Origin of the sequence: Prauserella marina (assembly GCF_002240355.1) — a bacterium.
Classification (GTDB): domain Bacteria; phylum Actinomycetota; class Actinomycetes; order Mycobacteriales; family Pseudonocardiaceae; genus Prauserella_A; species Prauserella_A marina.
In genome coordinates this window covers 2,089,648-2,112,480 of the sequence record NZ_CP016353.1, presented here as the reverse complement: position 1 = coordinate 2,112,480, position 22,833 = coordinate 2,089,648, and the positions used below count along the sequence as shown (strand labels likewise).

Sequence of the window (22,833 nt, the reverse complement as noted above, 5' to 3'; positions counted from 1 at the left end):
CGGCGAACCCGGCTCCGGCTGGCCGCGAATGCACACCGCTTCGCCGGACACGGATGGGTTGCATCGCAACGACGAGGCCGCAAGACTTTTCTTGTCTCGTTGTATGTCACGACATCCACGACGCACGAAGGACGGGAATTCACCACACAGGAAAAGGCCGGGACCATGTCTCACGACAGCAGTGGTATTACGACACCAGCCGCTCTCAGTCCCACGGCGAGCGGTATCACCTATTTCGCGGGCGTCATCCTCGTCGTCAACGGGGTGTTGCAGTTACTCAACGGATTCTCCGCGATATTCGCGGACAACTTCTATCTCAGCGTCAACAATTACCTCATCGACATCGATCTCACCGCGTGGGGCTGGGTGCACCTGGCTCTCGGCGCGCTGGTGCTGGTCGCGGGCATCGGCGTGTTCGCGGCGCGGAGTTGGGCCTACTGGACCGCGATCGCGCTGGTGTCGCTGTCGGTTTTCGCGAACTTCCTCTTCATCCCCTACTACCCGCTCTGGTCGCTGCTCATCATCGCACTGGACGTGTGGGTGATCTGGGCGCTCAGCCGCAGCCTCGCCGCGCGAACCTGACCCGGTCAGCCGATGTGGACGGTGCCGGGTTCGGCGATCGCCATGTCGATCCGCATCCGCATCGCCCGCTGAACCGGTAGCTCGCCGATGCTCGCGGGCTCGGCCCACCACGCCCGGGAGAACCCCGTGCCCGGCCTCAGCTCACCACCGGTGGGTTCGGCGTGGAAGCACAGCGCGAACTCCTGCCGTACGTCGTCGGCGGCGTGGACGACGACGTGCCGGGGATCGGAGTAGATCCCGCTGAGCCCGGTGACACTGGCCTCGATTCCCGTGCGGGCGCGAACTTCTCTGCGCACGGCGCCGACCACCGATTCGCCGATCTCCTGTTCCCCGCTCGGCGCCGTCCACAGTCCGGTTCCGGCCTGTTCGACGAGCAGCACCCTTCCACCGCCGTCCCTGACGACGGCGGTGACCGAGGGCACGATGGCCGTCGCCCGAGGAGCGTGAATGTCGTCGAAATAGTCCTTTGTGGTCACCGGAAAAGCCTCCCACGCCGGGTCACCCGCGGCGAGTTCCAGGCCATTCGGCCAATCCGAGCGCGTGCAGCAGGGCCCGCGCCTGGTATCGGATGTCAGCGCTGCCTCCGTGCCCGCCGATCCGCCACAACAACTCGGCGAGCGCGACCCCGGACGCCTTGTCCATCGCGCCGAGATAATCGGCGAGGCAGGGCGCCCACGGTCCGTGCAGCGTCGCCAGCAGTTGACCGTCCTCCGTGATGGTGATCGGCCCCTCGGCATCGTCGGCGGGACGCTCGATCCGCCAGAACGGCAACCGTCCCGCGATCCGCCGCCACTGTTCGGCCTGCTCGGCGATCTGCCGCCGCTCGGCCCATTCGATCTCGTCTCGCGCTCCCCTGCCCATGGCTCATATAGAACACATGTTCGAGCATGATCGCAATGTGACACAGTGCCCTCTGACACTGATCGTCCATTATGGATCAAGAATGGCCTGAAATATCAGACCCGCGAACAACATGCGCGCATCACGGGTGCCGCGACCTCCTCCCGCGCGGCCTGCTCGATCGCGGCGAAGAGGCGTTGCCTCGCGCGGGGACCGAGGACTTCGCCACGCGCCACGACGGCGTGGATACAGCGCGTGTTGCGGATGTCGGCGAGCGGATCGGCATCCAGTACGAGCAGGTCGGCGAGCTTGCCAGGCTCGATCGTGCCGCTCTCCGCGCCGAGCCCGGCACAGCGGGCGGCGTCCCTCGTCGCGGCAAGGAGCGCGCGGTGAGCGGGAAGGCCCGCCCTCACCAGCAGTTCGAGTTCGTCGTGCAACGCGAGGCCAGGAAAGACGTAGCCGTATCCGCAGTCGGTGCCCGCTCCGATGTTGCCTTCCGCCCCCGCCAGGTCGCCGACCAGTTCCAGCTTGGCCTCGAAGTAGCGTGCCTCCAGCTCGGTCCGTTCCGGCGACCACGGCGGCCACGCCTTCGCAAGCTCTTCCCACGCCTGCCTGACCGAGCGCGGAAGGAACCGTTCGGCGAGCGCGCGCAGCCCGGGATCCTCGGGCAGCAGAGCGGGCGGCGTGGAGTACCGGTGCTCGACGGCCAGCGTCGGCACGTGCCACGCTTCATGCGCCCTGAACCGGCCCGCGAGCGCACGGGTGTTCGCGGCCCGGTAGGAGTCGATCGATTCCCGCTCAAGGAAGGGAACGACCGAACCCCACCAGTTCTCGTCGGCTGGATCGCCTGGCAGCGCGGCGATCCGCTCGTAGTACCGCGCCGATTCGGCCGAGGTCGCCAGATGCAGTCCGTACATGTGTTCCACGGAGTGCTGACCCAGCTCCAGCACCCGCTGTACCGGGAGCAGCGAAGGCGTGTGACCGCCGAAAGGAAGCCCTTGCCGTGCCGCCTCGGAGGCGACCGCCCGAAATCCTTCCTTCTCGAAGAACGAATAGACCTTGAGCAGGTCGGCGTTCTCGCGCTTGGCGAGCGCCACGGCTTCCCTGGCCTCGGCGGGGGTGGCGACCCGCACGCTGTCGGCGACCCGCGAGCTGGGACCGTCGACGACCCTGCTTGCGATGACCATGCGCGGCCCTGCCAGCTCACCGCGTTCGATGCGCTCCCGCACGAGGTGAGTCGCCGGCGTCGCCGACATCTCCCTGATCGCGGTGACGCCGTGTACCAGGTGCAGCGGAGGAAATGTGCGTTCGAGAACGCTCTCGTGCGCGTGCAGGTCCCATAACCCCGGCAGCAGGTGCTTGCCGGTGCAGTCGATCACCCGCAGGCCCGCGATGTCCGGTACGGCGGATGGCCTGCCGACCGCGAGAATCCGGCCTCCGCCCACGACGACGGTCATCCCCCGGCGGGGCGCCGCGCCGGTGCCGTCGATGAGGTTCACGTTGGTCAGCGCCGTGGCGCCGGAGTCGGCGAGCGCTTCTCCTCGCGCGGAGAACGCGGCGGCCGCACCGAGAGCTCCCGTGCCCAGCCAGGCCAGAAACCTTCTCCTGTCGAGTCCGTTCATGGTCACAGAATGGCCGTCGCGGCGCCGTTCCCGCGTGAGCCACCCGCAGCAATCCGGCGCCGATCACGGTGCAGCGGAAAGCGGCGAAAAGCCTCCCTTCCGGGCCGGACACGTTACGCTGACAGCGTTTTTCCGACTTGGGCAAGGGGGAATCGTGCGCGTGAAGGCAGCGGTCGCGCGAGGCGTGCTGGCTTGCGTCGCCGTGCTGACGTTGAGTTCGTGCGCGAGCGCGGTCGGCGGCGTCGCGCGGCCGGTCGCGGAGCCGACGACGGAAAATCGCGCGACAGCGGGGGAACCGTGTGAATTGCTCACTGGCGACGAGACCACGGCACTAGGCATGGTCGCCGAGGGTGAATTCGAGGCCGGCAGACCCGAGCAGCTCATGCCACCAACGTGCACGTGGCCCCGGATCGACATCATGGACGGCATCGACTCGCTCACCGCCGGATACGCGGTCGGCTACTCGGTCGTCGAATACGTCGACGGCGAGATGCCTGCCGAATCGGTGGAACTGGGCGGCCTGACCTGGGAACGCTACCTCGACGCGATCGGCGGCGAGTCGATCTGCATGCTCGTCACGGAAGTCGACGTGACCTCGTTCGTCGTGCTCATCAGCAGCGACTGGCTCGACGAGTCGAAGGCGTGCGACATCGCCAAACTCTCCGCCCCCTACGTCGCGGCCAAGCTGCCGGGAGGGCAGCCCGCTCCGCCACTGCCCTCCCCCGAAGCGCCGCCTGCGCCGAGCGTGCTCACCACGACCGACCCGTGCACCCTGCTCACCCCGGAACAGACCGGCGAACTGGGACTCGACGCGACGGCCGAACCGCAGATCTCCTCGACCGACGACATTCCCGACGGCTGCCGGTGGCTCGACACCGACGGCGAAGGCGGGGTGCACCCGATGGGAGTCTTCGCGGGCGACCGTCCCGCCGATGAGTGGCCGTTCACCTCGGAGCCGGGAGAACCGGTCGAAGCCGACGGCCGCACCTGGGACCTCTACCCGGCCGCTGGCGACATCGCCACCAACTGCGAGGCGGTACTTGCCTTCAGCGACACCGCGTCGGTGAAACTCGTCGGAGGGCACGAGGACGAGAAGAAGGTGTGCGACGTCGTCAAGGCTGCGATCCCGATGGTGACCGCCAACCTGCCCGAGGCGTGAACCGCTATGAGTGCGTTCGGGAATCGTCCTCCGTGCGAGCGGTGATCCATCCGGATGCGTCGCAAGGCGGAGGAGAGAGCCATGACGGCGTCATGGTGACCGACGACAACGCCGCGAGGCGCCGGATGGGCACCGCGCAGCCGGTACGCGATGATTCCCGGACGCACTCTAGGGTTTGCGCCCGACGATCGCGGCGATGCAGCGCTGAACCTGGTTGAGCTCACCGGGATGTTCGCGCTGCCACAGGTCACACAGTTCGACCCCGGCCTCCGCGTTCTCGGAAGGCTTGACGACGTCGAGACCGGGCAACATCGCCGCGATCTCGGCCCTCGTCCTGAACCGGCCCGAGCCCATCGCGCTGTGCACGAACGCGCTTTCCATCCGGCGGGCGAGCTTGCTGAGCTGTTCGGTCTCCGGGTCGAGGAAATGCGAGAGCGCGACGACCGAACCGCTGGGCAGCGCGTCGATGTACTGCCCCATCAAGGCGGGGATGTCGTCACCGAGGTAGTGGTGCCAGATCCCGGAGTGCAGCAGGCCGATCGGCTCCGAGAAGTCGATCCTCGCCGTGACCGTGGGGTGGCCGAGCACGTCACCCGGGCGGAAGATGTCGGCGGCCGCGATGTGCGTCAGGTCGTTGTCCAGCAACATCGCCTCGCCGTGCGCGATGACGACGGGATCGTTGTCGACGTAGACGACGACGGCGTCGCCGCGCTCCCGCTGGGCGACCTGATGAGTGTTGTCGGCGGTGGGAAGGCCGGAACCGCAGTCGAGGAACTGGCGGATGCCGAAGCTGGCCATCGCGTGCACGACCCTGACGAGGAAGCGCCTGTTGGACACCGCGAGATCGTTGACCTCCGGGGCGAACCGCGCCACCGTGGCCAGTACGTCCCTGTCGATCGCGTAGTTGTCGCTGCCGCCGAGCGCCGCGTCGTACACCCTGGCGATGCTCGCCCTGGTGGGGTCGACCCCGACCGGGACCGAACTCGGCGCTCGCTGGATCATCGTGCCCCTCAAGATCGTGAACCGTCTGGCGCTGCGGGGCAGTCTAGTAGCCGTCAGGTCACCCTCAGCAGGGGTCACAGGTTGACAACCAGGATCACCGCGAGTAACAGCGCTACTCGGTGAACGGGACGTTGTCGGGTTCGCACCGCTGGCCCCGCTCCGGCAGTTCCCCGCTCAGCAGGTAGCGGGACGTGGCTTCCCTGACGCAGCCCGACTGCTGACTCGCGACATGCCCCCAGCCCTCGTTCACCAGCAGCGCGCTTCCCGGGAACAGCTCGTGCATCCGCTCGGCCGACCAGACCGGGGTCGCCGGGTCGAACCTGCTGTTGACGATCAGCACCGGTTCGCCGGTCCTGATCTCGCCGGGAAGGGGAACGGGCCGCGCGCGTTCTCCTTGCCACACCGGGCAAGGGCTGGTCTGGTAGGCCCGCAGCGCCCCGAAGTGCGGCACGAGCGCCTCCCGCTCCCGCGCGTGGTCGGCGAGCGCGGCGGCGTCGCGAGGACCTTGGGTCTCGACGCAGGTCACCGCGTGGTAAACGGGATTGATGGCGGTGTAGGGCGCGCTCATGAGCCCGGCCTGCCTGTTGGCGCGGATCTCCTCGGCGAGCGTCGCGGCGGCCTCGCCGTCAGGGTCTTCGACGGCCGCGGAGACCGCGGCGAGGAAGGGCGCGCCGCCGAGTTCGTTCCAGAACGCGGGCTGATACAACCATTGCCCGGTCCAGGTGACGACGTAGTCGTAGCCGAGCGGTACCACCTCGCCGTCCGGCGCGGTCAGCGGTACCGGTGCCTCGCGCAGGGTCGAAAGCAGCTTCTCCAGCTCTCCTCTGGGATCCGAACCGCCGAACTGGCAACCAGTGCCCGCTTCCTCGCACAGCCGCAGGAACTCGTCCAGCGTCTGTGCCGTCGCGACGTCGGCGCCGAGCCTGCTCGACGGTGTACTGCCCGGCTCACCGGCGTCGCGGCGCTGGGGGTCGAGCACGCTGTCGAAGACGAACCTGCCGGTCCGCTCGGGGAACATGCTCGCGTAGACGGCGCCGAGGTGAGTGCCGTAGGACTGGCCGAGGTAGTCAAGCCGCCGCTCCCCCAGCGCTTCGCGTACCAGGTCCAGATCCCGCGCCATGACGGCACTGGTGAGGTGATCGAGCAGTTCGCCACCGCGCTCGTGGCATCGCCGCGCGTACTCCGCGTCGGCCTCGGCGCGTTCGGTTCGCTCCGACTCCGTCGTCGGCACGGTGGGCACCTTTTCCGCGAAGGCCGCCGCTTCGGCCTCGGATTCGAAACACCGCACGGCGGGTTCGCTGTACCCGCTGCCCCGGGTGTCGATGCCCAGAAGGTCGTAGCGGGCCGAGACGTTCTCGTTCACGGCGGGCGGGATGGCTCCCGCCTCGATACCGGCGAAGTAGTCGCGAGCCGAATACCCCGGCCCTCCCCTGTGCACCACGAGTGTGCCCAGCTTGTCGTCCCGCGCGGCGGGTTTACGGGTCAGCGCCAGTGTGACCGACGTGCCGTCCGGGCGCGCGTAGTCGAGCGGGACCTCGGCCTCGGCGCACAGCAAGCCCGGCACGTCCGCGCATTCCGCCCACAGCAGCCCGGGCACCTCGGCGCCGGAGACACCGCCTGGTGGCTGTCCCGATTCCTCCCGCGCGGGGGCGCAACCGGTCGCCGCCAGGACGGCGACCAGAACGACGCTCCACTGTAGACGCTGCACGGTACTCCTTCACGTGATGGCTCAAGGGGAGCACTCGGCTCCCGCCGTTCACGCAAAGCTTGTCGGCGCCGCGACACCGTTACCAGTAGCCGCTGTCACGGGTAGGCATGACAGGTGTCATGACCGGTCACAGCGCTCGCATCAGGCCCTACGGCGCTCCGCTGCCGTAGGGTCTGGTGAGGATCTCCAGGTTCTGCCCGTCCGGTCCATCGAAGTACACGCCTCTTCCGCCGTCTCCGTGGTTGATCTCCCCTGGTTTCGCGTGCATGGGATCGGCCCAGTATCCGAGTCCCGCCTCCGTGATCCTGCCGAATATCTCGTCGAATTCGGCCTCACTCACCAGGAAGGCATAGTGCAGCGAAGGAATCTCGCCCGTCGTGTCCAGGAAATCGAGGCTCACCTCGTTGTCGGTCTTCACGACGAGAAACGGCCCGAACGGCTCGGGAGCGCCGAGACCGAGGATGTCCGCGACGAACGTAGCGGTCGCCGCCTTGTCACGAGAGGGGACGATGGTGTGGTTGAGTTGAATCGTCACGAGTCCTCCTTGTGGGAAACGGCGCTCCGTCTTCGAACGTACCGGTCCTTCGGGCGGGCCGCCACGACCGCGCGGAACGGTGCGGCCACGACCCGGTCCGGCAGGTCGATGATCGTCTGGCCGCCCGAAACACGCGGACGACCGCCCCGCGGTCACCTGTGCGGGCGACTCGATTTCCGTCCACAGAGGATCGGCCTGAGCGCCCGGCTCGGTGTACCTGATCACCCTCGGTGCCCTGCCGGAGCGGCTTGGTCCTACGCTGCCAGCATGTCAGCGAGGCAACCAACGGTGCCCGGCGCCGACCGCCACGCCAAAGGCACGCGACCCGCCGAGGGGATCGCCAACATCGCCGTCGGCGCGCTGATGGTCCTCATCGTCTTGGCCGGTATCTGGGTCGCCGTCGAGACCCAGCGCGGAGCCCACGCACCGGGCCCCGGCGACTCGCTACCACAGCCCACCACCGGGAACCCGCTTCCCTGATACGGGTTGCCGCCCTACGGCGAAGACTGGTTGAGCTCGGCCAGGGTGATCACACCGTCGTCGAGCGCCCTGGTGACGAGGTCGCTCTTGGTGCTGGCGGTACGGCCGACGTTGGCGTACTTCACCCGCACCCTGCCGATGTGGGTGTCGACGGTCTTCGCGGTGATGTGGAGCTTCGCCGCGACAAGTTCCTTGGACGAGGAGGCGAACCACGCGCGAAGAACCTCGACCTCGCGCGGCGAAAGGCGCGGCCTGCCCGGCGCCTCGTCGGCGACCAGTGCTCCTGACAGCGAAGGGGCCGTGTAGGGAAGGCCCCGCGCCGCCGCGCGGATGGCGGACACGAGGTGGTCCTGCCCTTCCCTCTTGGTCAGGTAGGCAAGAGCGCCGAGGTCGATGCACTTGATCGCGGTGACGTCGTCGGCGTGCTGGGAATACACGATCACCTTGCGGCCGCTGTCGACGAGCCTGCGCAACTCGCCGAACTCCGGCTTGCGGGGAACCAGCTCCAGATCGAAGATCACGACGTCCGCCGCGGCCCCGGGCCCCGTCCAGACATCGGCGAGCCTCGCCTCCGCGTCGACGAGCGCGATCGGCGGATCCGCCTGCTCGCACCAATATCGCACGCCAGCGGCGATGGCCGCGTGGTCGTCGACGATCACCGCGGTGATCAGCTCGTCCCCGGTTGCCACGTGGCCTCCATCCACACAGTTCCTTCCGTCCCGTAGGTCGCCACGCTCACCCGCGTCGCGGGAACCGGCACGCCGGAGTCCGCGCAGTCGGCGACGACGTTGACCGACACGAGCCCGGCGTTCCCGATGACGGTAACCCTCGCCCACGACTCTGCCGTGGCCAGCGCCGTGAGAGCGACCTCGGTGAGATCACGCCGCACGGCAACGGGAATGTCCGGTAGCCTGCCTCGCGCGTCGAGTTCGACCTCGACGCCCCTGCGGTCGGCGACGTCGGCGCAGTGCCGCAACTCGTGCAGCAACGGATCCGCGACCGTGTCCAGCTCGGCGAAGAGCCGTCTCATCCTTGCCGCCTCGATGGCGCACCGGCGCTGCACCGAGACGTCGTCCGGCCGCAACGAGCCGTCGGCGAGCCCTTCGAGCAGCGGAACCGTCGTGCCGGAAAGGTCGGCGAAGCGCCGCGCCCTGCGGCGATGCGATTCGACGGCGACGGCCTCCTTGGTGCGGACCCGTTCGACCTCCCTCGCCGCAGCGGCTGCCTGGCTGCCGATCCTTCCCAGCGCCGCGGCCACGACAGCGGCGCACAGCGGGAACCCGATGACGGTCACCGATCCGGTGGCGAACCTGGCGAACGCCTCCTTGCTGAAACCCTGCACGACAACGAGATTCGCCAGCGCCACCGACTCGTGGGCGAGCAAGAACAGCACCGCGCTCCGAAAAGGACGGTCGAACAGGACGACGATGCCCACCCAGTTCGCCGCGCCGAAGGCCCAGTCGAGCGCCGTCGACGTGCGCCCATCCGGCAGGGTGACATAGGACAGTGCCGAGGCGGTGAGTATCGCCACGACGGCCACCCTTCTGGCGGCATTCCAGGTTTTCTTGCGGACCAGCAACACGGCCTCACCGGAGAGCACGGCCGCCAGCACCGCGAACGCGGCAAGTTGTGCCCATGGCAGCGGGAACGTGCCGAGACCACGCACCAGGTTGGAAAGGCTCAGCCCGAACACGATCACCACCGTGACGACCAGCATCGCGACTCTGAGGCCGTGACGGAGCTGTTCCCTCGTGGCCCGTTCGAGATCGTCAGTCATCGCCGCCCGCCCATTTCAGCCGCACGACGGTTCCGGTCTCCGACGACGAGGTGATCGTCGCGGTGCCACCGACACCGGTCATTCTGCCGCGCACGGATTCGCGTAGCCCGCGCCGCGTGGCGGGGACGGCGTCGACGTCGAACCCGTCGCCGGTGTCGGTGACCTCAAGGCACACCGCCCGCGCGTCACCGCTCAACCGCACGGCGACGGTTTCCGCACCGGCGTGCCTGCGCACATTGGTCACCGCTTCCGCCGCGGCGCCCGCGAACGCCATCGCCACCTCGGCGGGAAGCCGCAGCCGCTCAGGCAGGTCGAACTCGACGCTCACGTGAGGGGTGTCGAGATTGCCACGCAACAGCGGGACGAGATCCGCTTCGGCTCCGGCCGTCAAGCCTCTTCCGGCAAGCCTGCCGAGGTCACGGCGCGCCTGCGGCGCCAGCCACGGCGCTTCGGCCCGCACCTGGCCCGTTCCCACCATCAGCAGCGTGGTGGCTGCCGTGTCGTGCAACGCGTTGGCGTGCTCCCGCTCGTCGGCACGCACGGCCGAGGCCACCTCCGCCTCACCTCGGGCCCGTTCCGCGGCCGCCGCCATCCGGTCGGCGCGCGTCGCGGCCCTGCCGACGATCACCCACGCCGCACGGGAAAGCGCGGACACCACCACCAGCCACCCGAGCGCCCTCAGCACGCTCGGGTCGGCACCCGCTCCCGCGAACACGGGCAGCATCCCGCCCGCGACCAGCAGTGCCGCGGCCCCGCCCGCGAGCGTCGAGGTGTGCCATTGCCAGGTCACGCAGGCGAATGTCGCGAGCAATCTGAGCCAGCCGAAATTGGTGTCCTCTCCCGCTCCAGTCCAGAAGGTGGTCAGCGACAGCCCCAGCAGCACGACCACGTCGGCGACAAGCGGCGACAACCCCCCGGCGGCCCTGCGAAGCCACCATGCCTGGACACAGGTCCACACCGCCGCGATCGCGACCACCAGCCCGACGAGCCGCACGTGGTCCGGCGAAGCCCTGAACAACGCGATCGCGCATATCGGCAGCAGAGTCACCAGCCGCACGACGACCGCGTACCCTCGGCCGAAATCCCGCAGCAACCGAACGGCTTCGCCTGCCACAACGTCACCTCACCCCAGCCACCAGCGGCCTCGTGACTTTACCGGTAACTCCGCTGGACAAGCAGGCACGGGCCTTCGAAAATCTCGCCGCGCACCCACGGAGAAGATCACCGAACCTTCACCTCGGGTAGCCGCGAAGCACCTCAAGCACGCGACGATGACTGATTCGGGCCGCCGTAGCGCGATTCTCCGAATTCGAGTCAAGCACTCTCGCATGGCACGCCTGTCCGGACAACATCATGTTCCGTAACGAAACGAGAACATCTGTCCACTATGGATGACTGGAATTTGTGACCTCGATCTCTTGGCGACAAATCGGGCAGATCTCCTCTCGACGTACCCGGGTCCCATACGTACGATCCGCACAACCGACATCGCGGAAGGGAAATCAATGCAGGCATCTGATGGTGAATTGCTGATGTCTGACACATTGACGTTCGCCGAAGGGCCTCGGTGGTACCGCGATCGCCTGTGGGTATCCGACTTCTACAGCCGGACAGTCCAGACCGTGACCCTCGACGGCGAGCCGGAAACCGTGGCCCGGTTCGACGACACGCCTTCCGGCCTCGGCTTCACCCCCGAAGGCGACCTGCTCGTCGTTCTCATGCACAGCAGAACCATCGTCAAGGTGCGGGATGGCCGGATTTCGCCCCACGCCGACCTTTCCGCGCTGACCCCCGCCGAGATCAACGACCTCGTCGTCGACCGGAACGGCCGCGCCTACGTCTCGCCCTACGGCTTCGACATTTTCGGTGGCGGCCAGCCGTGCGACACCCCGCTGATCATCGTGGAGCCCGACGGACGGCCATGGGTTTCGGCGAGCAGGTTCTTCACGCCCAACGGAATGACGATCACCCCGGACGGCAAGCACATCACCGTCAACGAAACGTACCGCAATCGCGTGCTGATCGCGGAAATCGCGGAGGACGGCGACGTTCGCGACCCCCGGGTACTGGTCAGCCTGCCCGCCGAGCAACAGCCGGACGGCGCTGCCATCGACGCGGAAAGCGGAGTGTGGGCGGCGACCATCTTCGGCGGCGAGTTCATCAGAACCGATCGCGACGGCACGATCACCCACCGCATTCCCTCGCCCGGAACCGCCGCCATCGCCTGCGCGCTCGGCGGTCCCGACGGCACGACCCTGTTCTTGATTTCGAGCCGGATCACGCTCGAAGAACTCGCGGAAGCCAGCCGCCACCCCGAATCGGTGAGCACCGGCCAGTTCGGAACGATGGTCACCACCGCACGGGCGCCCTTCCCCGCCGCGCACTGAAAACGCTGAGCACCTCGCAAGAACAGTCCGCTGTGGACTGACGAACGGAGAACCATGTCCACACTCGACTGGCTCGTGATGTCGGCCTATTCACTCGTCATCATCGCGATCGGCGTGTGGTCACGGCGGCGGATCCACGACACCGCGGACTTCTTCACGGCAGGCGGGAAACTGCCGTGGTGGCTGTCCGGAATCTCGCATCACATGTCGGGCTACAGCGCCAGTTTCTTCGTCGCCGTCGCCGCCGTCGCCTACAGCGAGGGATTCAGCACCTACATCTGGACCGCGCTCGCGGTCGGTGTCGCGGTGCTGACCGGATCGCTGTTGTTCGCGCCGCGCTGGGCGAGGCTGCGCATGCGCTTCGGTGTCCAGTCGCCGCTGGAATACCTCGCCATCCGCTACAACGTGCCGACCCAGCAGATCCTCGCCTACAGCGGAGGTTTGCTGAAGATCGTCGACGTCGGAGCAAAATGGGCGGCGACCGCGATTCTGCTCTACGTGTTCGCCGGAATTCCGCTGGAATGGGGCGTGCTGGCCACCGGTGCGGTCACGCTGGTGTACTGCACCATCGGCGGCATCTGGGCCGACGTGCTGAACGACGCGGCGCAATTCGCGATCCAGCTCATCGCCGGTACGGTCATGCTGGTCGCGGTGCTCATGCACCTCGACGGCTTCTCCACTCTGTGGACGATGTGGGAACGGCTTCCCGATTCGCACAGCAGGCCGTTCAGCGAGCAGTACACCGTCACGTTCGTCGTCGCCTACACCATCGTGCAGACCCTCGCCTACAGCGGCGGAACCTGGAACCTCGCCCAGCGATTCATTTCGTCTCCCGACGGCGCTTCGGCGCGTCGCTCCGGCATTTTCTCGGCCGTGCTCTACGTGACGTGGCCGTTGATCCTGTTGATCCCGATGTTCGCTGCCCCGCTGCTGCTTCCCGATCTCGGCAACCCGGAGCACTCCTACGCCCAGCTCGCGCTGACACTGCTGCCGCCTGGACTGGTGGGATTGGTGCTTGCCGGTCTTTTCGCGCAGACCATGTCCGTTACCGGATCGGACGCCAACACTGTTGCGGCGGTGGTCACCAGGGACGTGCTGCCCGTGGTTTTCCGGCGCTCGCGGGAATTCACCAGCAAGGGACAGTTGGTGACCGGCCGGGTCGTGACGTTCGCTTTCATCGCGCTGTCGATGGCCATCGCCATCAGCGCGGAAAGTCTCGGCGGGGTGCTCGGCATCATCGTGCTGTGGTTCAGCGCGCTGATCGGCCCCATCGCGATCCCGATGCTGTTCGGTCTGCTGCCGTTGTTCCGGCGCTGCGGGCCGTCGGCCGCGCTGGCCGGCTGGGCGGCCGGTCTCGTCACGTTCGGGCTGAACAGGTACGTGCTCGGAGACTGGGTGGCCTCGCTCAATCCCAACCTGACGACCACGATCACCGTGGCCGGGCCGATCGCCGTCTCGTTCGTGGTGTTCGTTCTGGTGGGCTTCCTGAGGCCGTGGCGGGACGCCGAGTCGGCCGCGCTCGTGTCGTCGCTGGGCAGCGATCCCGAGGCGGAGCGGCGCGATGAGGAACCGGAACCGGTGCCCGCGGCCTGAGCGGTGGTCAGCTTCCCCGGTTCTCGCCGAGCTCGTCGATGATCGGATGCCCGGAGATGTCCTTCTCGCGCTGCGCGAGGCCGGGCTTGTCGTGCTCCCGCCGCCGGGGCGCCTCCTCGGCCGCGCTGTCGCCTTGGTCGAGCGGAACGGATCGCATCACCTCGGTGAGGTTTTCATACAGGACGGGTGGCATGGCGCCCAGCGCCGCGACCGTGTTCCTGTCGGCGCCGGTTTTCTCCGCGCAGCGCATCAAGTCTGGCTTCTCCGCTGGGAAGTCCGCATCGGACAGTGCGGCGCGCACGCGCTCGGCGGTGGTCGTCGTCGGCATGATGTCACCTCCTGCCGTCGCGTACCCCAGCCGCCTCACGGCGAAACGGACACCGCAGCGGCTTGTCAACCGTAGGGTTGCCGGTGCGAGTCCGGCCGGGCTTTCACCCCAGGTAACACGACCTGGTGTTGTTCATCCGTATTCCGGGAAAACTTGCGAGAGCAGGCGACTCAGGGGACTGCCGATCACCTTCGCCACGTGACGCAGCTCGATGACGTCGAGTCGGCGTTGGCCGGATTCGTAGTTGCTGACGAACGACTGCGGGACACCGAGCTGCCCCGCTACCTGGACCTGTGTCAGCCCTGCTTCATGGCGCGCTTCCCGGAGTAACCGGCAGAGGTGCTGGTATTCGGCCGAGTAGATCGACTTTTCCACGTCACCTATGTTGCCTCGGTGGCTGTCATCGCGGAGGGCCGCCGAGCGAATGAACCGGCACCCCGACCGCGACTGATGTCAACTATGGATGTAAACAAGGCCCCCAAGAATCTTGGGGGCCTTGTTTGTGCTGCTCCCCCGGCTGGACTCGAACCAGCAACCCTTCGGTTAACAGCCGAATGCTCTGCCAATTGAGCTACAGGGGATCGCTCTTTCCGTTGTTCGGATCGCTCCGGCCAACGGAGTAACACTCTAAACCATCCCCGATCACCACCTCGCACCACCCCCTCCGCGACGGCTCGGGCACCGTCCGGCGTCGTGGGCCACAATGGCGTGGATACCGGCACGAGGAGGCATCAAGGCATGAAGACGTTCCTGCTGGGCGCGGCCGTCGGCTATGTGCTGGGCGCACGCGCCGGACGTGCGCGATACGAACAGATCGTGCGCACCTACCGGAAGGTCGCCGACCATCCCGCCGTGCAGGGCGCCGCCGGCGTCGTGCGCGCCAAGGTAGGCGAGAAGGTGACCTTCGCCAACCCGCAGAGCCACGGCTCGAACGGGCACAGGGAACCGAAACCGGCGGGCGGCTAACCCGGCACCCTGGCGACGGCGAAGATCCTTCTGAAAGGGAACCACGTCGTGCCGTCCTCGCGCCGCGGGTAGACCTCGGCCAGCAGATCGGCCAGCTGACCACGAAAGGTCTCCCATTCACGCGGTTCGAGGGCGGCCCGCACGGGCCGCAGCGCGGTGCCGCTGATCCACTCCAGCACCGCGTTCTCGCCGGTGAGCCGCTGTAGGTAGGTCGTCTCCCATACGTCGACAGCGCAGCCGAGATCGGCGAACAGTTCGGCGTAGTCGCCCGGCTCGCCGACCGCGTCGTCCTCCCGCAACACCACGTCACCGAGCCGCGACACCCACCGTGGACTGCCCGCGAGCCGTCTCGTCAACTCGTGTGACGGCGCCGCGAAGTTGGCAGGCACCTGCATCGCCAGCCACGCGCCTTCGCGCAGCTCACCCACCCAGCGCCGCAGCAGGTCCTGATGGCCGGGCACCCAGTGGAGCACCGCGTTGCTGACGACGACGTCGGTGTCCGGCGCGGGCGACCAGTCCCTGACGTCGCCTACCTTCGCGTCGACGCCAGCCTCGCGGGCGGCGGCCACCATGTCCGGCGAACCGTCGAGCGCTTCGACTACCGCTTCCGGCCAGCGTTTCACCAGCTCGGCCGTGAGGTTGCCGGGCCCGCAGCCAAGGTCGGCCACCCGTGACGGCTGCTCGGCGCGCACCCTGCCGACGAGGTCGTAGAACGGCCGTGCTCGCAAATCACCGAAGTCGAGGTATTTCGCCGGATCCCACATACCGCCTCCCAGTACGAGCGTACTGCTAAGGCGTTCCCCCGGCCAGCTTCTCCGCTGCCTCCTCGGCGATCCTCGCGACGAGTTCAAGGTCGGCGCCGCGATCGGGGCGCACTTGCAGCACCGAACCGTCGGTGCCGGGGACCTTGCGGACCACGAACCAGGCGCCGCCGCCGGCCATGTCCTTGCGGTATCTGGACCTGATGGCACCTTCGACCCGCTGCCGCACCATGTGCGGGATCCTGCCCGGCCTGGCCAGCGGGAACCGTCGCGGTTCCTTGTCGGTGAGCACGATCGCCCGCCCGGCGAGGCCCGACTCCTCGGCCTCGGTGACGGTCAGCGCGTCGCCCTGCCACACCGCCTTGCTCACCAGGTGCCAGCCGATCCTGCGCGGCTCGTCGCCGTCCGGGATCCACAGGCCCAGCGCGCTCACCGCGAGATGCCCGCCCGTGCCGACCTCCGCGACGGCGAGAATTTCCTCACCCTCGGCAAGCGATTGCCTCAGCGGCTCCGGGAGCGGCCGCCCGAAGATCCGGTCCCACAGGCGCGTCATTCGACGCCGCCCACGGCCATGTCCCGCAACGCCTTGCGGTACTGCTCCAGTGCCACCAGATCGCCGAACAGCGCGCGATAGTCGTCGGCGGCCTCGACGGGGGAAAGCCGCTGTAGCTTGGATTTCAGCTCGCCGATCTGCCGTCCGACGAGGTTTTCCTGCACGGCGGTGACCATTCCGCTGATGTAGCGCACGTCGACGTCTCCGCGCGCCTGCAACGACTCGACGGCCAATTCCGAAAGCAACGTCGTGACCGTCCCTTGTGGAGCATGCTGGGTCGCGGCGTCGAGCAGGGCGGGCCCGGTCAGTCCCGAACTCGCGCCCCCCGCCGCGAGTATCGCCCTGTGCACGGCGACGTAGGCGGGGTTGGTGAACGCGTCATCCGGCAGCGCGTCGTACTCGGGACCGGCCATCGCCGGTTCTTGCAGAGCCGCCTTCAGCACCTCACGCTGGGCCCGCAGCTTGGGGTTGCGAGGGTCGGGGCGCTGGATGTCGTCGGCGGCCTGCACGGCGGTCGCGCGGGCGGGCGCCCTGCGGTTGCCGGTCTTCACGGGCGTGCCGTTGCTTTCCCGCACCCTGCGCACGACCATTGCCTCGTCCTGCCAGCCCACCCACCAGGCCAGTTTGGTGGCATAGCCGTCGCGCTTGGCGCGGTCCTTGATCTGCGCCACGAGCGGGACCGTGCGCTGGAGGGCGGCCACCTGCCCGTCGACCGATTCGAGGTCGTAATCGGCGAGCAGGCTGCGGATCGCGAACTCGAACAGCGGGATCCTGCGGGCGACCAGATCGCGCACGGCACCATCGCCCTTGGCCAGCCGCAGCTCGCACGGGTCCATGCCGTCGGGAGCGATCGCGATGTAGGTCTGGCCCGCGAACGTCTGGTCCCCGTCGAACGCCTTGAGCGCGGCCTTCTGCCCCGCCTCATCGCCGTCGAAGGTGAAGATCACCTCACCCCGGAAGGCGTCGTCGTCCATCATGAGCTGCCGCAGCACCCGCATGTGGTCCTCGCCGAAAGCGGTCCCGGACGAGGCGACGGCCGTCGGCACTCCTGACTCGTGCATGGCCATGACGTCGGTGTAGCCCTCGACGACGACCACCTGGTGGCGGCGGGCGATCTCCCGCTTCGCGAGGTCGAGGCCGAACAGCACCTGCGACTTCTTGTAGATCGGGCTTTCGCTCGTGTTGAGGTACTTGGCCTGGATCGGGTCGTCGTCGAAGAGCCGCCGCGCCCCGAAGCCGACGATGTCGCCACCCCGGTCCTTGATGGGCCACACGAGCCGCCGGTGGAACCGGTCGATGGGACCCTGGCGACCTTCCTTCGAGATCTGCGACTTGTACAGCTCCGAGAGCTCGAAGCCGTTGTTGAGCAGGTATTTGGTGAGCTTGTCCCAGCCACCTGGCGCGAACCCGCAGCCGAACTTCGCCGCCGCTGCCTGGTCGAAACCGCGGTCCTTGAGGAAGTCCCTCGCGAGCTGCGCCTCCGGCGTCATGAGCTGTTCGGCGTAGTAAGCCTGGGCGGCCTTGTGCACCTCGACGAGCCGCAGCCGGGTGCCGCGGTCGCGCTTGACGCTGCCGCCCCCGCCCTCGTAGGTCAGCCGCAGCCCGATGCCGTCGGCGAGCCGCTCGACGGACTCGACGAAGCCGAGGTGCTCGATCCGCATGATGAACTTGATGACGTCGCCGCCCTCGCCACACCCGAAACAGTGGAATGTGCCGTGGGTGGGCCGCACGTTGAACGAGGGGGTCTTCTCCTCGTGGAAGGGACACAGCCCCTTGAGCGCTCCGCCACCCGCGCGCCTGAGCGCGACGTATTCACCGACGACCTCGTCGATCCGACTGCGCTCGCGGACTTGCGCGATATCGCTGTCCCGGATCCTTCCCGCCACGCGCCCCACTCTAGGCCACCGCCGGGGAGCCACGTCGGCCATACTCGCCTTATGGGCGTCATCGAGTCAACGCTGGCCGAGGAGTTCTCCGAGCAACGATCGCATCTGATCGCGGTCGCCTACCGGCTCACCGGTTCGCTCGCCGATTCCGAGGACGCGGTGCAGGAAGCGTGGCTACGGCTCAGCGGCCTTCCCGGCGGCAAGCGCGACGAGATCAGGGACCTGCGGGGCTGGCTGACGACCGTCGTCGGCAGGATCTGCCTCGACCGGCTGCGCTCGGCGACGGCGCGGCGCGAGCACTACGTCGGCGAGTGGCTGCCGGAGCCGATCGTGACGCCGATCGGCCCTCGCCAGGCCGAGGACCCGCTCGACGTCGTCGTACGCGACGACGGCGTGCGGATGGCGGCCATGGTCGTGCTCGACAAGCTCACGCCGGAACAGCGCGTCGCTTTCGTGTTGCACGACGCGTTTTCGGTGCCCTTCAACGAGATCGCCGAGATCCTGAACTGCTCGCGGGACGCGGCGAGGCAGCACGCGTCGCGGGGCAGGAAGGCAGTGGCCGACGCGGAACCGCCTTCGCGAGCCAGCCTTGAGGAGCAGCGCGACCTGATCGAGCGGTTCATGACGGCCGTGTTGTCCGGTGACGTGCGCGCGGTGGCGGAGGTCCTGCACCCCGACGCGGTGCTGATCGGCGACTCCGACGGCAAGTCGAAGACGACCCGCAAGATCATGGTGGGAGCCGACAAGATCATCCGCTTCTTCGACGGCCTACAGGCGCTGTACGCGCCGGGAGCCTTCGCGACGGCGAAACCCGTGCTCGTCAACGGCGATCTCGGCTTCTACCTGCCCGCCTCGCCAGGCGGTGACGGCTATCGCGACCTCGACCTCCACGTGCAGACCGTGACCGTGCGGGAGGGGAAGGTCGTGGCGATCTACGACCAGACCAATCCCGACAAGCTCACGCACGTTCCCGCGCTGTGACGGGCCGCTCCCGGGGTGACACCAGCGTGGCCGCGAGCATGAGCACGGCGGCGGCCGCGAACACGGCGGTCAGTCCCGCCGCCGAGAAATCACCCGCGACGAGCAGCGCCAGCCAGCCGAAAAGCGCCGTACCGGCGACCCCGCCCGCCTGCCTGCCGAACACGAAGGTCGCCGAGGTCGCGCCGAGCAGCGCGGGCGCGGCCGCGGTCTGTGCCAGCAGCGTGTAGGCGGCCGTGCACACCCCGAATGAGGCTCCGGTGAGCGCGAGCCCGGCGGCAAGCAGCACCGTCGGCGCCCCCGCCGTCCCCGCCGCGATCGCGACGAGCGACAGCCCCGCCACGCCGATGGCACAGCCGAAGCGGCCCCAGCCGGTCAGGTCCGGCAGCTTCCTCGCCAGCACCGAGAACGACGCTGAAGCGAGGAGCTGGCCGCCCATGAGCACGATCAGCAGCAGTCCGGTGAGCGCCGCCTCGCCGCCGGTGTGGCTCGCGACGACAAGCGCGACGAAGGTGAAGGTGCCGTAGAGGGCGACGCCCGCGACGGCGTTGACCGAGACCGCGCGGGTGAGGAACGCGCTCGCGAACACCGAAGGCGCGATCAGCGGGTGCGCCGACCGGCGTTGCACCCGCACGAATCCCGCGCCCGCCACGACGGTGAGCACCACCAGCACCGGGGTCCACAGTGGACTTCGGGCGAGCCCGTCGGCACCGCCCAGCGCGACGAGCGCCGAACCCGCGACGACGATGAGCAACGAGCCCGCCACGTCGAACCGGCCCTTCGCCGCACCCCGCCTCGCCGGAAGCGACTTGACTCCCGCGATGGCGGCGAGCACGCACAGCGGCAGGTTCGCCAGGAAGATCCAGCGCCAGCCGGGGTCTGCCGCGAGTACTCCGCCCAGCGCGGGACCGCCGAGCGAGGAGGCCGCGAGCACCGCCGTCGACCAGCCCTGCCTTCGCACCAGCTCGTTCTTGTCGAACAACTCCCCCAGCGCGCTCATCGAGGTGACGATGAGCCCCGACCCGCCAAGACCCTGCACCGCCCTCGCCGCGACGAGCCAGCCGATTCCCGGTGCGAGCGCGCAGGCGAGGGAACCGGCGGCGAAGACGGCGAGCGCGAACCCGAAGACCGCCCGTCGCCCGTACCGGTCGCCGAGCGCGCCGTAGCAGGGCGTGGCGACGGTGACGGTGAGCAGATAGGCGGTCGAGACGCCCACGATGCCGCTGCCTGCCGAGAGGTCGGCGGCGATCGCGGGCAGTGCCGCGATGGTGATCGTGCCGTCGAGTTGTGCCATGAACATCCCGGTCAGCGCGGCGGCGAAGGCGATGCCTCGCGATCGCTCCAATGCGTGCATAGCGCACACATTAATACGTGCAGAACGCACACATCAAGAGGCGGCCTGTGGGATGATGCGGCGGTGACGGCACAGGGCAACGACGCGGGACCAGCGCTCTTCCGGCTGGTGCGGTTCTGGACGCGCAGGTGGGCGCCGGGGGCGGCGGGTGAGGTCAATTCGGCCGCGCGGGACGACACCGGTGAACACGCCGACGTGCAGCACGTCTACGTGGTCGAGGCCATCGACACGGCGACGAGGGCGGCCGAAGGCGGGGAAGTCACGGTGGCCGATGTCGCGCACCTGCTCGGGCTCGACCGGTCGGTGGCAAGCAGGATGATCGGTTACGCCTGCGCGGCGGGATACGTGCACAGGCAGACCTCGGCCACCGACGCGCGCAGGGCCAACGTCGTGCTCACCGAATCAGGGACCCGGTTTCTCGCCGCCTCACACGCCTTCCAGCAACGGACCTTCGACGACCTCGTCGCGAACTGGCCCGAGGACGACCAGCGCAGGTTCGCCGAGTACCTGCGCAGGCTCGCCGACCAGGTGCTCGGGTCGCGCTAACGCGTGAGCGCGCGCACGTCCCACACCCAAGCGTCGCCCTCGACGTGTCCGGGGTCGTCGAGCAACCTGGACACGGTCTCCCTCAACAGCACCTGCTCGCCGGTATCCTCACCGCGCACCGGCAGCACGACGACGTCGGCGTTCCAGTACCGCAGGTCGGCGACCGCCTCCGCCTTGTGGGCCTCGTCGATCACCGGGACGGCGCGTTTCTCGACGACCTCCTCGAACAGGTGCGAGGTCTGCGTGCGCACCGCGCCGTAGGTACCCCTTCCGTCGGTCGATGGACCGACGAAATAACCCTCGGCCAGCGGGAACCCGAACCCGGCATCGATCTGCCACCGCAGCGGGCGCGCGTCGCCGGTGTCGGGCAGCGGAACCGCGACGACCGAACCGCCGGGATCGACGTAGCGCTCCCAGTTTCCTTCGGTGAACAACGCCGGTGTCGGATCGCGTTCGGAGACCGGGAGCTGGGTCGGCGCGATCGGCACGAGCGCCAGTATCAGCACGCTGAACCACGCCGACCAGGCCGCGTACCTCCAGTCCTTGCGTACCGGAAGCCGCAGCACCCTGTCGGTCGCCATCGCGAGCAATATCCCGGCTGGCACGACGGCTCCCAGCGCGAAGCGCGACTCCAGCACCGATTCGTACAGCGGCAGATCGAACAGCAACAACCACGGGCCGGGAATGGCGGTGGCCGTGCCGTCGACGATGAGCAGCACGCCCGTCGAAATCCACGCGAGCATGATCATCGCGACGGCCAGCGCCCTGGCCACGACGACCCTCCACAGCGCCACGGTGACACCGAGCAGCACGAACACGAGCGGCCAGCCGAAGAACGCGTTCTCCTCCGTGCGGTTCATGGAGAACTCGGCAGCGGCCTCCCCGTCCCCCGCGAACGACTCGGTCGCGAACGAGGTGAACGCCGCGAGGTCGTTGCCCCTGAGACCGTGTTCGAGACCGGTGTAGCTCTGCGGTCCCATGAACTGCCACCACAGCGGAAACGCCACGGCACAGAGGGTGACCAGCGCGCCGGTGCCGATCCCGATGCCGAGCGGCCTCGCCATCGCGACGGCCTCCTCCGGCCGCGACACGGCGTAGGCGATGGCGAAGACCAGCAGCGTGGTCGCCGCGATGAGCAGCGGTTCCTCGCCCAGCAGCACCTGGTAGGCCACCAGCAGGCCGAGCAGGATCCCGTTGCGCACCGGCCGTTCGCCCCGCGTGAGCTTGATCAGCCGCAGCACGATGAACGGGAGCACGAACAACACGACGAAGTTGGGATGCGCGTTGGCGTGCGAGATGACCGGCGGCGCGAAGGCGCAGAACGCGGCGCCGATCGCGGCGCCCGCCCTGCTCGGCACGATGTGCCGCGACAGCACCCAGTACCAGGCGGCAGCGGTACCGGCGAGGCCGCCGGTGAGCGCCAGCGCCCAGGTCGCCGTCGGGCCGAACAGCACCGTCACCGGCGTCAGCGGAATCCCGATGCCAAGCATGGTCGTGTTGGCCATGAGATTGACGCCGAGCGGGTAATTCTGGAACGTCGTGAACAGCGGGTTGTCCAGGTTCACCACGGAGTGTGCCGTGACGGCGAAGAACCACTCCCACATGTTCTGGTCCTGCACGCTGCTGGTGAGGTAGCCGTGCGCCAAGTCCATCCACAATGGACGGTAGATGAGGAAGGCCGCGAGCACGAAGCCGAGCAGCACCGCGATGTCGGCGATCCTCGATCGCACCGGCGCGCGCGGCAGCGAGGCGACCTCAGGCCGCCCTTCGGTCAGC

24 protein-coding genes and 1 tRNA gene are annotated in these 22,833 nt (G+C 68.3%); 8 read left to right on the top strand and 17 right to left on the bottom strand.

Annotated features, from left to right (window positions below):
- Positions 1 to 165 precede the first annotated feature (165 nt).
- Positions 166 to 582, top strand: a complete 417-nt coding sequence (locus BAY61_RS09785) for a DUF7144 family membrane protein (RefSeq protein WP_211323445.1) — start codon at positions 166 to 168, stop codon at positions 580 to 582.
- Positions 583 to 587: 5 nt separating this feature from the next.
- Here BAY61_RS09785 and BAY61_RS09780 read toward each other — a convergent pair whose 3' ends face one another.
- From BAY61_RS09780 to BAY61_RS09770, 3 genes are all read right to left on the bottom strand, one after another.
- Positions 588 to 1,058 carry an NUDIX domain-containing protein gene (locus BAY61_RS09780; RefSeq protein ID WP_091795358.1) on the bottom strand — a complete coding sequence of 157 codons (471 nt, stop codon included), beginning with the start codon at positions 1,056 to 1,058 and terminating at the stop codon, positions 588 to 590.
- Positions 1,059 to 1,080: 22 nt separating this feature from the next.
- Positions 1,081 to 1,443: a hypothetical protein gene (locus tag BAY61_RS09775; protein WP_091795355.1), complete on the bottom strand. Its 363-nt coding sequence runs from the start codon at positions 1,441 to 1,443 to the stop codon at positions 1,081 to 1,083.
- 95 nt (positions 1,444 to 1,538) lie between these two features.
- On the bottom strand, positions 1,539 to 3,044 hold the full coding sequence (locus BAY61_RS09770; protein ID WP_091795354.1) for an amidohydrolase family protein: 1,506 nt from the start codon (positions 3,042 to 3,044) through the stop codon (positions 1,539 to 1,541).
- A 154-nt stretch (positions 3,045 to 3,198) separates the two neighbouring features.
- Here BAY61_RS09770 and BAY61_RS09765 point away from each other — a divergent pair, with 154 nt between their 5' ends.
- Complete coding sequence (locus BAY61_RS09765) at positions 3,199 to 4,203, top strand: DUF3558 family protein (RefSeq protein ID WP_170140052.1); 1,005 nt, start codon at positions 3,199 to 3,201, stop codon at positions 4,201 to 4,203.
- A 168-nt stretch (positions 4,204 to 4,371) separates the two neighbouring features.
- Here the strand turns inward: BAY61_RS09765 and BAY61_RS09760 are convergent, their stop codons facing one another.
- The 3 genes from BAY61_RS09760 to BAY61_RS09750 all read right to left on the bottom strand — a co-directional run bounded on the left by BAY61_RS09760 (position 4,372) and on the right by BAY61_RS09750 (position 7,448).
- Positions 4,372 to 5,205, bottom strand: a complete 834-nt coding sequence (locus BAY61_RS09760; RefSeq protein WP_091795348.1) for an SAM-dependent methyltransferase — start codon at positions 5,203 to 5,205, stop codon at positions 4,372 to 4,374.
- 112 nt (positions 5,206 to 5,317) lie between these two features.
- Positions 5,318 to 6,913, bottom strand: coding sequence for an alpha/beta hydrolase (locus BAY61_RS09755; protein WP_091795345.1), 1,596 nt, complete (start codon positions 6,911 to 6,913; stop codon positions 5,318 to 5,320).
- A gap of 148 nt (positions 6,914 to 7,061) precedes the next feature.
- A complete protein-coding gene (locus tag BAY61_RS09750; RefSeq protein WP_091795342.1) occupies positions 7,062 to 7,448 on the bottom strand; it encodes a VOC family protein in 387 nt (128 codons plus the stop codon).
- A gap of 267 nt (positions 7,449 to 7,715) precedes the next feature.
- Between BAY61_RS09750 and BAY61_RS09745 the strand changes: the two genes are divergently transcribed.
- Positions 7,716 to 7,928 (top strand): hypothetical protein, encoded by a 213-nt coding sequence (locus BAY61_RS09745; RefSeq protein WP_143021306.1) that lies wholly within the window; start codon positions 7,716 to 7,718, stop codon positions 7,926 to 7,928.
- A 14-nt stretch (positions 7,929 to 7,942) separates the two neighbouring features.
- Here the strand turns inward: BAY61_RS09745 and BAY61_RS09740 are convergent, their stop codons facing one another.
- From BAY61_RS09740 to BAY61_RS09730, 3 genes are read right to left on the bottom strand one after another with little or no spacing between them, the layout of a single operon-like run.
- The gene (locus BAY61_RS09740; RefSeq protein ID WP_091795336.1) at positions 7,943 to 8,617 is read right to left on the bottom strand and encodes a response regulator; all 675 of its coding nucleotides are present in this window, start codon (positions 8,615 to 8,617) and stop codon (positions 7,943 to 7,945) included.
- Positions 8,596 to 9,705, bottom strand: coding sequence for a hypothetical protein (locus BAY61_RS09735; RefSeq protein WP_091795333.1), 1,110 nt, complete (start codon positions 9,703 to 9,705; stop codon positions 8,596 to 8,598). The genes BAY61_RS09740 and BAY61_RS09735 overlap by 22 nt, the downstream gene beginning before the upstream one ends.
- Entirely contained in the window at positions 9,698 to 10,819 is a 1,122-nt protein-coding gene (locus BAY61_RS09730; RefSeq protein ID WP_091795330.1) for a sensor histidine kinase, read from the bottom strand. The genes BAY61_RS09735 and BAY61_RS09730 overlap by 8 nt, the downstream gene beginning before the upstream one ends.
- A gap of 418 nt (positions 10,820 to 11,237) precedes the next feature.
- On the opposite strand from BAY61_RS09730, the gene BAY61_RS09725 reads away from it, so the two are divergent.
- Together BAY61_RS09725 and BAY61_RS09720 are read left to right on the top strand one after the other, a co-directional pair.
- Positions 11,238 to 12,092, top strand: a complete 855-nt coding sequence (locus BAY61_RS09725) for an SMP-30/gluconolactonase/LRE family protein (protein WP_170140053.1) — start codon at positions 11,238 to 11,240, stop codon at positions 12,090 to 12,092.
- Positions 12,093 to 12,146: 54 nt separating this feature from the next.
- Positions 12,147 to 13,685: a sodium:solute symporter family protein gene (locus tag BAY61_RS09720; protein ID WP_091795324.1), complete on the top strand. Its 1,539-nt coding sequence runs from the start codon at positions 12,147 to 12,149 to the stop codon at positions 13,683 to 13,685.
- A gap of 7 nt (positions 13,686 to 13,692) precedes the next feature.
- Here BAY61_RS09720 and BAY61_RS09715 read toward each other — a convergent pair whose 3' ends face one another.
- The 3 genes from BAY61_RS09715 to BAY61_RS09705 form a co-directional block, all read right to left on the bottom strand.
- On the bottom strand, positions 13,693 to 14,013 hold the full coding sequence (locus BAY61_RS09715) for a DUF2795 domain-containing protein (protein ID WP_091798550.1): 321 nt from the start codon (positions 14,011 to 14,013) through the stop codon (positions 13,693 to 13,695).
- A gap of 132 nt (positions 14,014 to 14,145) precedes the next feature.
- Positions 14,146 to 14,388: a helix-turn-helix domain-containing protein gene (locus BAY61_RS09710; RefSeq protein ID WP_091795320.1), complete on the bottom strand. Its 243-nt coding sequence runs from the start codon at positions 14,386 to 14,388 to the stop codon at positions 14,146 to 14,148.
- A gap of 133 nt (positions 14,389 to 14,521) precedes the next feature.
- A tRNA-Asn gene (locus BAY61_RS09705) sits at positions 14,522 to 14,594 on the bottom strand.
- Positions 14,595 to 14,751: 157 nt separating this feature from the next.
- On the opposite strand from BAY61_RS09705, the gene BAY61_RS09700 reads away from it, so the two are divergent.
- Entirely contained in the window at positions 14,752 to 14,979 is a 228-nt protein-coding gene (locus BAY61_RS09700) for a hypothetical protein (protein ID WP_091795317.1), read from the top strand.
- Here BAY61_RS09700 and BAY61_RS09695 read toward each other — a convergent pair.
- The 3 genes from BAY61_RS09695 to dnaG are packed head-to-tail and all read right to left on the bottom strand — an operon-like array spanning position 14,976 to position 18,221.
- Positions 14,976 to 15,743 (bottom strand): trans-aconitate 2-methyltransferase, encoded by a 768-nt coding sequence (locus BAY61_RS09695; protein WP_091795314.1) that lies wholly within the window; start codon positions 15,741 to 15,743, stop codon positions 14,976 to 14,978. The two genes, BAY61_RS09700 and BAY61_RS09695, sit on opposite strands and share 4 nt — an antisense overlap.
- Before the next feature lie 25 nt (positions 15,744 to 15,768).
- On the bottom strand, positions 15,769 to 16,293 hold the full coding sequence (locus BAY61_RS09690) for a hypothetical protein (RefSeq protein ID WP_091795311.1): 525 nt from the start codon (positions 16,291 to 16,293) through the stop codon (positions 15,769 to 15,771).
- A complete protein-coding gene (dnaG, locus tag BAY61_RS09685; RefSeq protein ID WP_091795308.1) occupies positions 16,290 to 18,221 on the bottom strand; it encodes a DNA primase in 1,932 nt (643 codons plus the stop codon). The genes BAY61_RS09690 and dnaG overlap by 4 nt, the downstream gene beginning before the upstream one ends.
- A 9-nt stretch (positions 18,222 to 18,230) precedes the next feature.
- Between dnaG and BAY61_RS09680 the strand changes: the two genes are divergently transcribed.
- Entirely contained in the window at positions 18,231 to 19,160 is a 930-nt protein-coding gene (locus tag BAY61_RS09680; protein ID WP_091795305.1) for a sigma-70 family RNA polymerase sigma factor, read from the top strand.
- Here BAY61_RS09680 and BAY61_RS09675 read toward each other — a convergent pair.
- Positions 19,138 to 20,511, bottom strand: coding sequence for an MFS transporter (locus BAY61_RS09675; RefSeq protein ID WP_091795301.1), 1,374 nt, complete (start codon positions 20,509 to 20,511; stop codon positions 19,138 to 19,140). The two genes, BAY61_RS09680 and BAY61_RS09675, sit on opposite strands and share 23 nt — an antisense overlap.
- Before the next feature lie 63 nt (positions 20,512 to 20,574).
- Between BAY61_RS09675 and BAY61_RS09670 the strand changes: the two genes are divergently transcribed.
- On the top strand, positions 20,575 to 21,057 hold the full coding sequence (locus tag BAY61_RS09670; protein ID WP_091795298.1) for a MarR family winged helix-turn-helix transcriptional regulator: 483 nt from the start codon (positions 20,575 to 20,577) through the stop codon (positions 21,055 to 21,057).
- Here the strand turns inward: BAY61_RS09670 and BAY61_RS09665 are convergent.
- The gene (locus tag BAY61_RS09665) at positions 21,054 to 22,832 is read right to left on the bottom strand and encodes a glycosyl transferase (protein WP_245866189.1); all 1,779 of its coding nucleotides are present in this window, start codon (positions 22,830 to 22,832) and stop codon (positions 21,054 to 21,056) included. The genes BAY61_RS09670 and BAY61_RS09665 overlap by 4 nt on opposite strands.
- Position 22,833 lies beyond the last annotated feature (1 nt).

Excerpts from the sequence above, each read along its gene's own strand:
- BAY61_RS09785 (WP_211323445.1), top strand. The coding sequence starts at position 166 with ATGTCTCACGACAGCAGTGGTATTACGACACCAGCCGCTCTCAGTCCC.
- BAY61_RS09775 (WP_091795355.1), bottom strand. The coding sequence starts at position 1,443 with ATGGGCAGGGGAGCGCGAGACGAGATCGAATGGGCCGAGCGGCGGCAG.
- BAY61_RS09770 (WP_091795354.1), bottom strand. The coding sequence starts at position 3,044 with ATGAACGGACTCGACAGGAGAAGGTTTCTGGCCTGGCTGGGCACGGGA.
- BAY61_RS09760 (WP_091795348.1), bottom strand. The coding sequence starts at position 5,205 with ATGATCCAGCGAGCGCCGAGTTCGGTCCCGGTCGGGGTCGACCCCACC.
- BAY61_RS09745 (WP_143021306.1), top strand. The coding sequence starts at position 7,716 with ATGTCAGCGAGGCAACCAACGGTGCCCGGCGCCGACCGCCACGCCAAA.
- BAY61_RS09735 (WP_091795333.1), bottom strand. The coding sequence starts at position 9,705 with ATGACTGACGATCTCGAACGGGCCACGAGGGAACAGCTCCGTCACGGC.
- BAY61_RS09725 (WP_170140053.1), top strand. The coding sequence starts at position 11,238 with ATGTCTGACACATTGACGTTCGCCGAAGGGCCTCGGTGGTACCGCGAT.
- BAY61_RS09720 (WP_091795324.1), top strand. The coding sequence starts at position 12,147 with ATGTCCACACTCGACTGGCTCGTGATGTCGGCCTATTCACTCGTCATC.
- BAY61_RS09715 (WP_091798550.1), bottom strand. The coding sequence starts at position 14,013 with ATGCCGACGACGACCACCGCCGAGCGCGTGCGCGCCGCACTGTCCGAT.
- BAY61_RS09700 (WP_091795317.1), top strand. The coding sequence starts at position 14,752 with ATGAAGACGTTCCTGCTGGGCGCGGCCGTCGGCTATGTGCTGGGCGCA.
- BAY61_RS09695 (WP_091795314.1), bottom strand. The coding sequence starts at position 15,743 with ATGTGGGATCCGGCGAAATACCTCGACTTCGGTGATTTGCGAGCACGG.
- BAY61_RS09690 (WP_091795311.1), bottom strand. The coding sequence starts at position 16,293 with ATGACGCGCCTGTGGGACCGGATCTTCGGGCGGCCGCTCCCGGAGCCG.
- dnaG (WP_091795308.1), bottom strand. The coding sequence starts at position 18,221 with ATGGCCGACGTGGCTCCCCGGCGGTGGCCTAGAGTGGGGCGCGTGGCG.
- BAY61_RS09680 (WP_091795305.1), top strand. The coding sequence starts at position 18,231 with ATGGGCGTCATCGAGTCAACGCTGGCCGAGGAGTTCTCCGAGCAACGA.
- BAY61_RS09675 (WP_091795301.1), bottom strand. The coding sequence starts at position 20,511 with ATGCACGCATTGGAGCGATCGCGAGGCATCGCCTTCGCCGCCGCGCTG.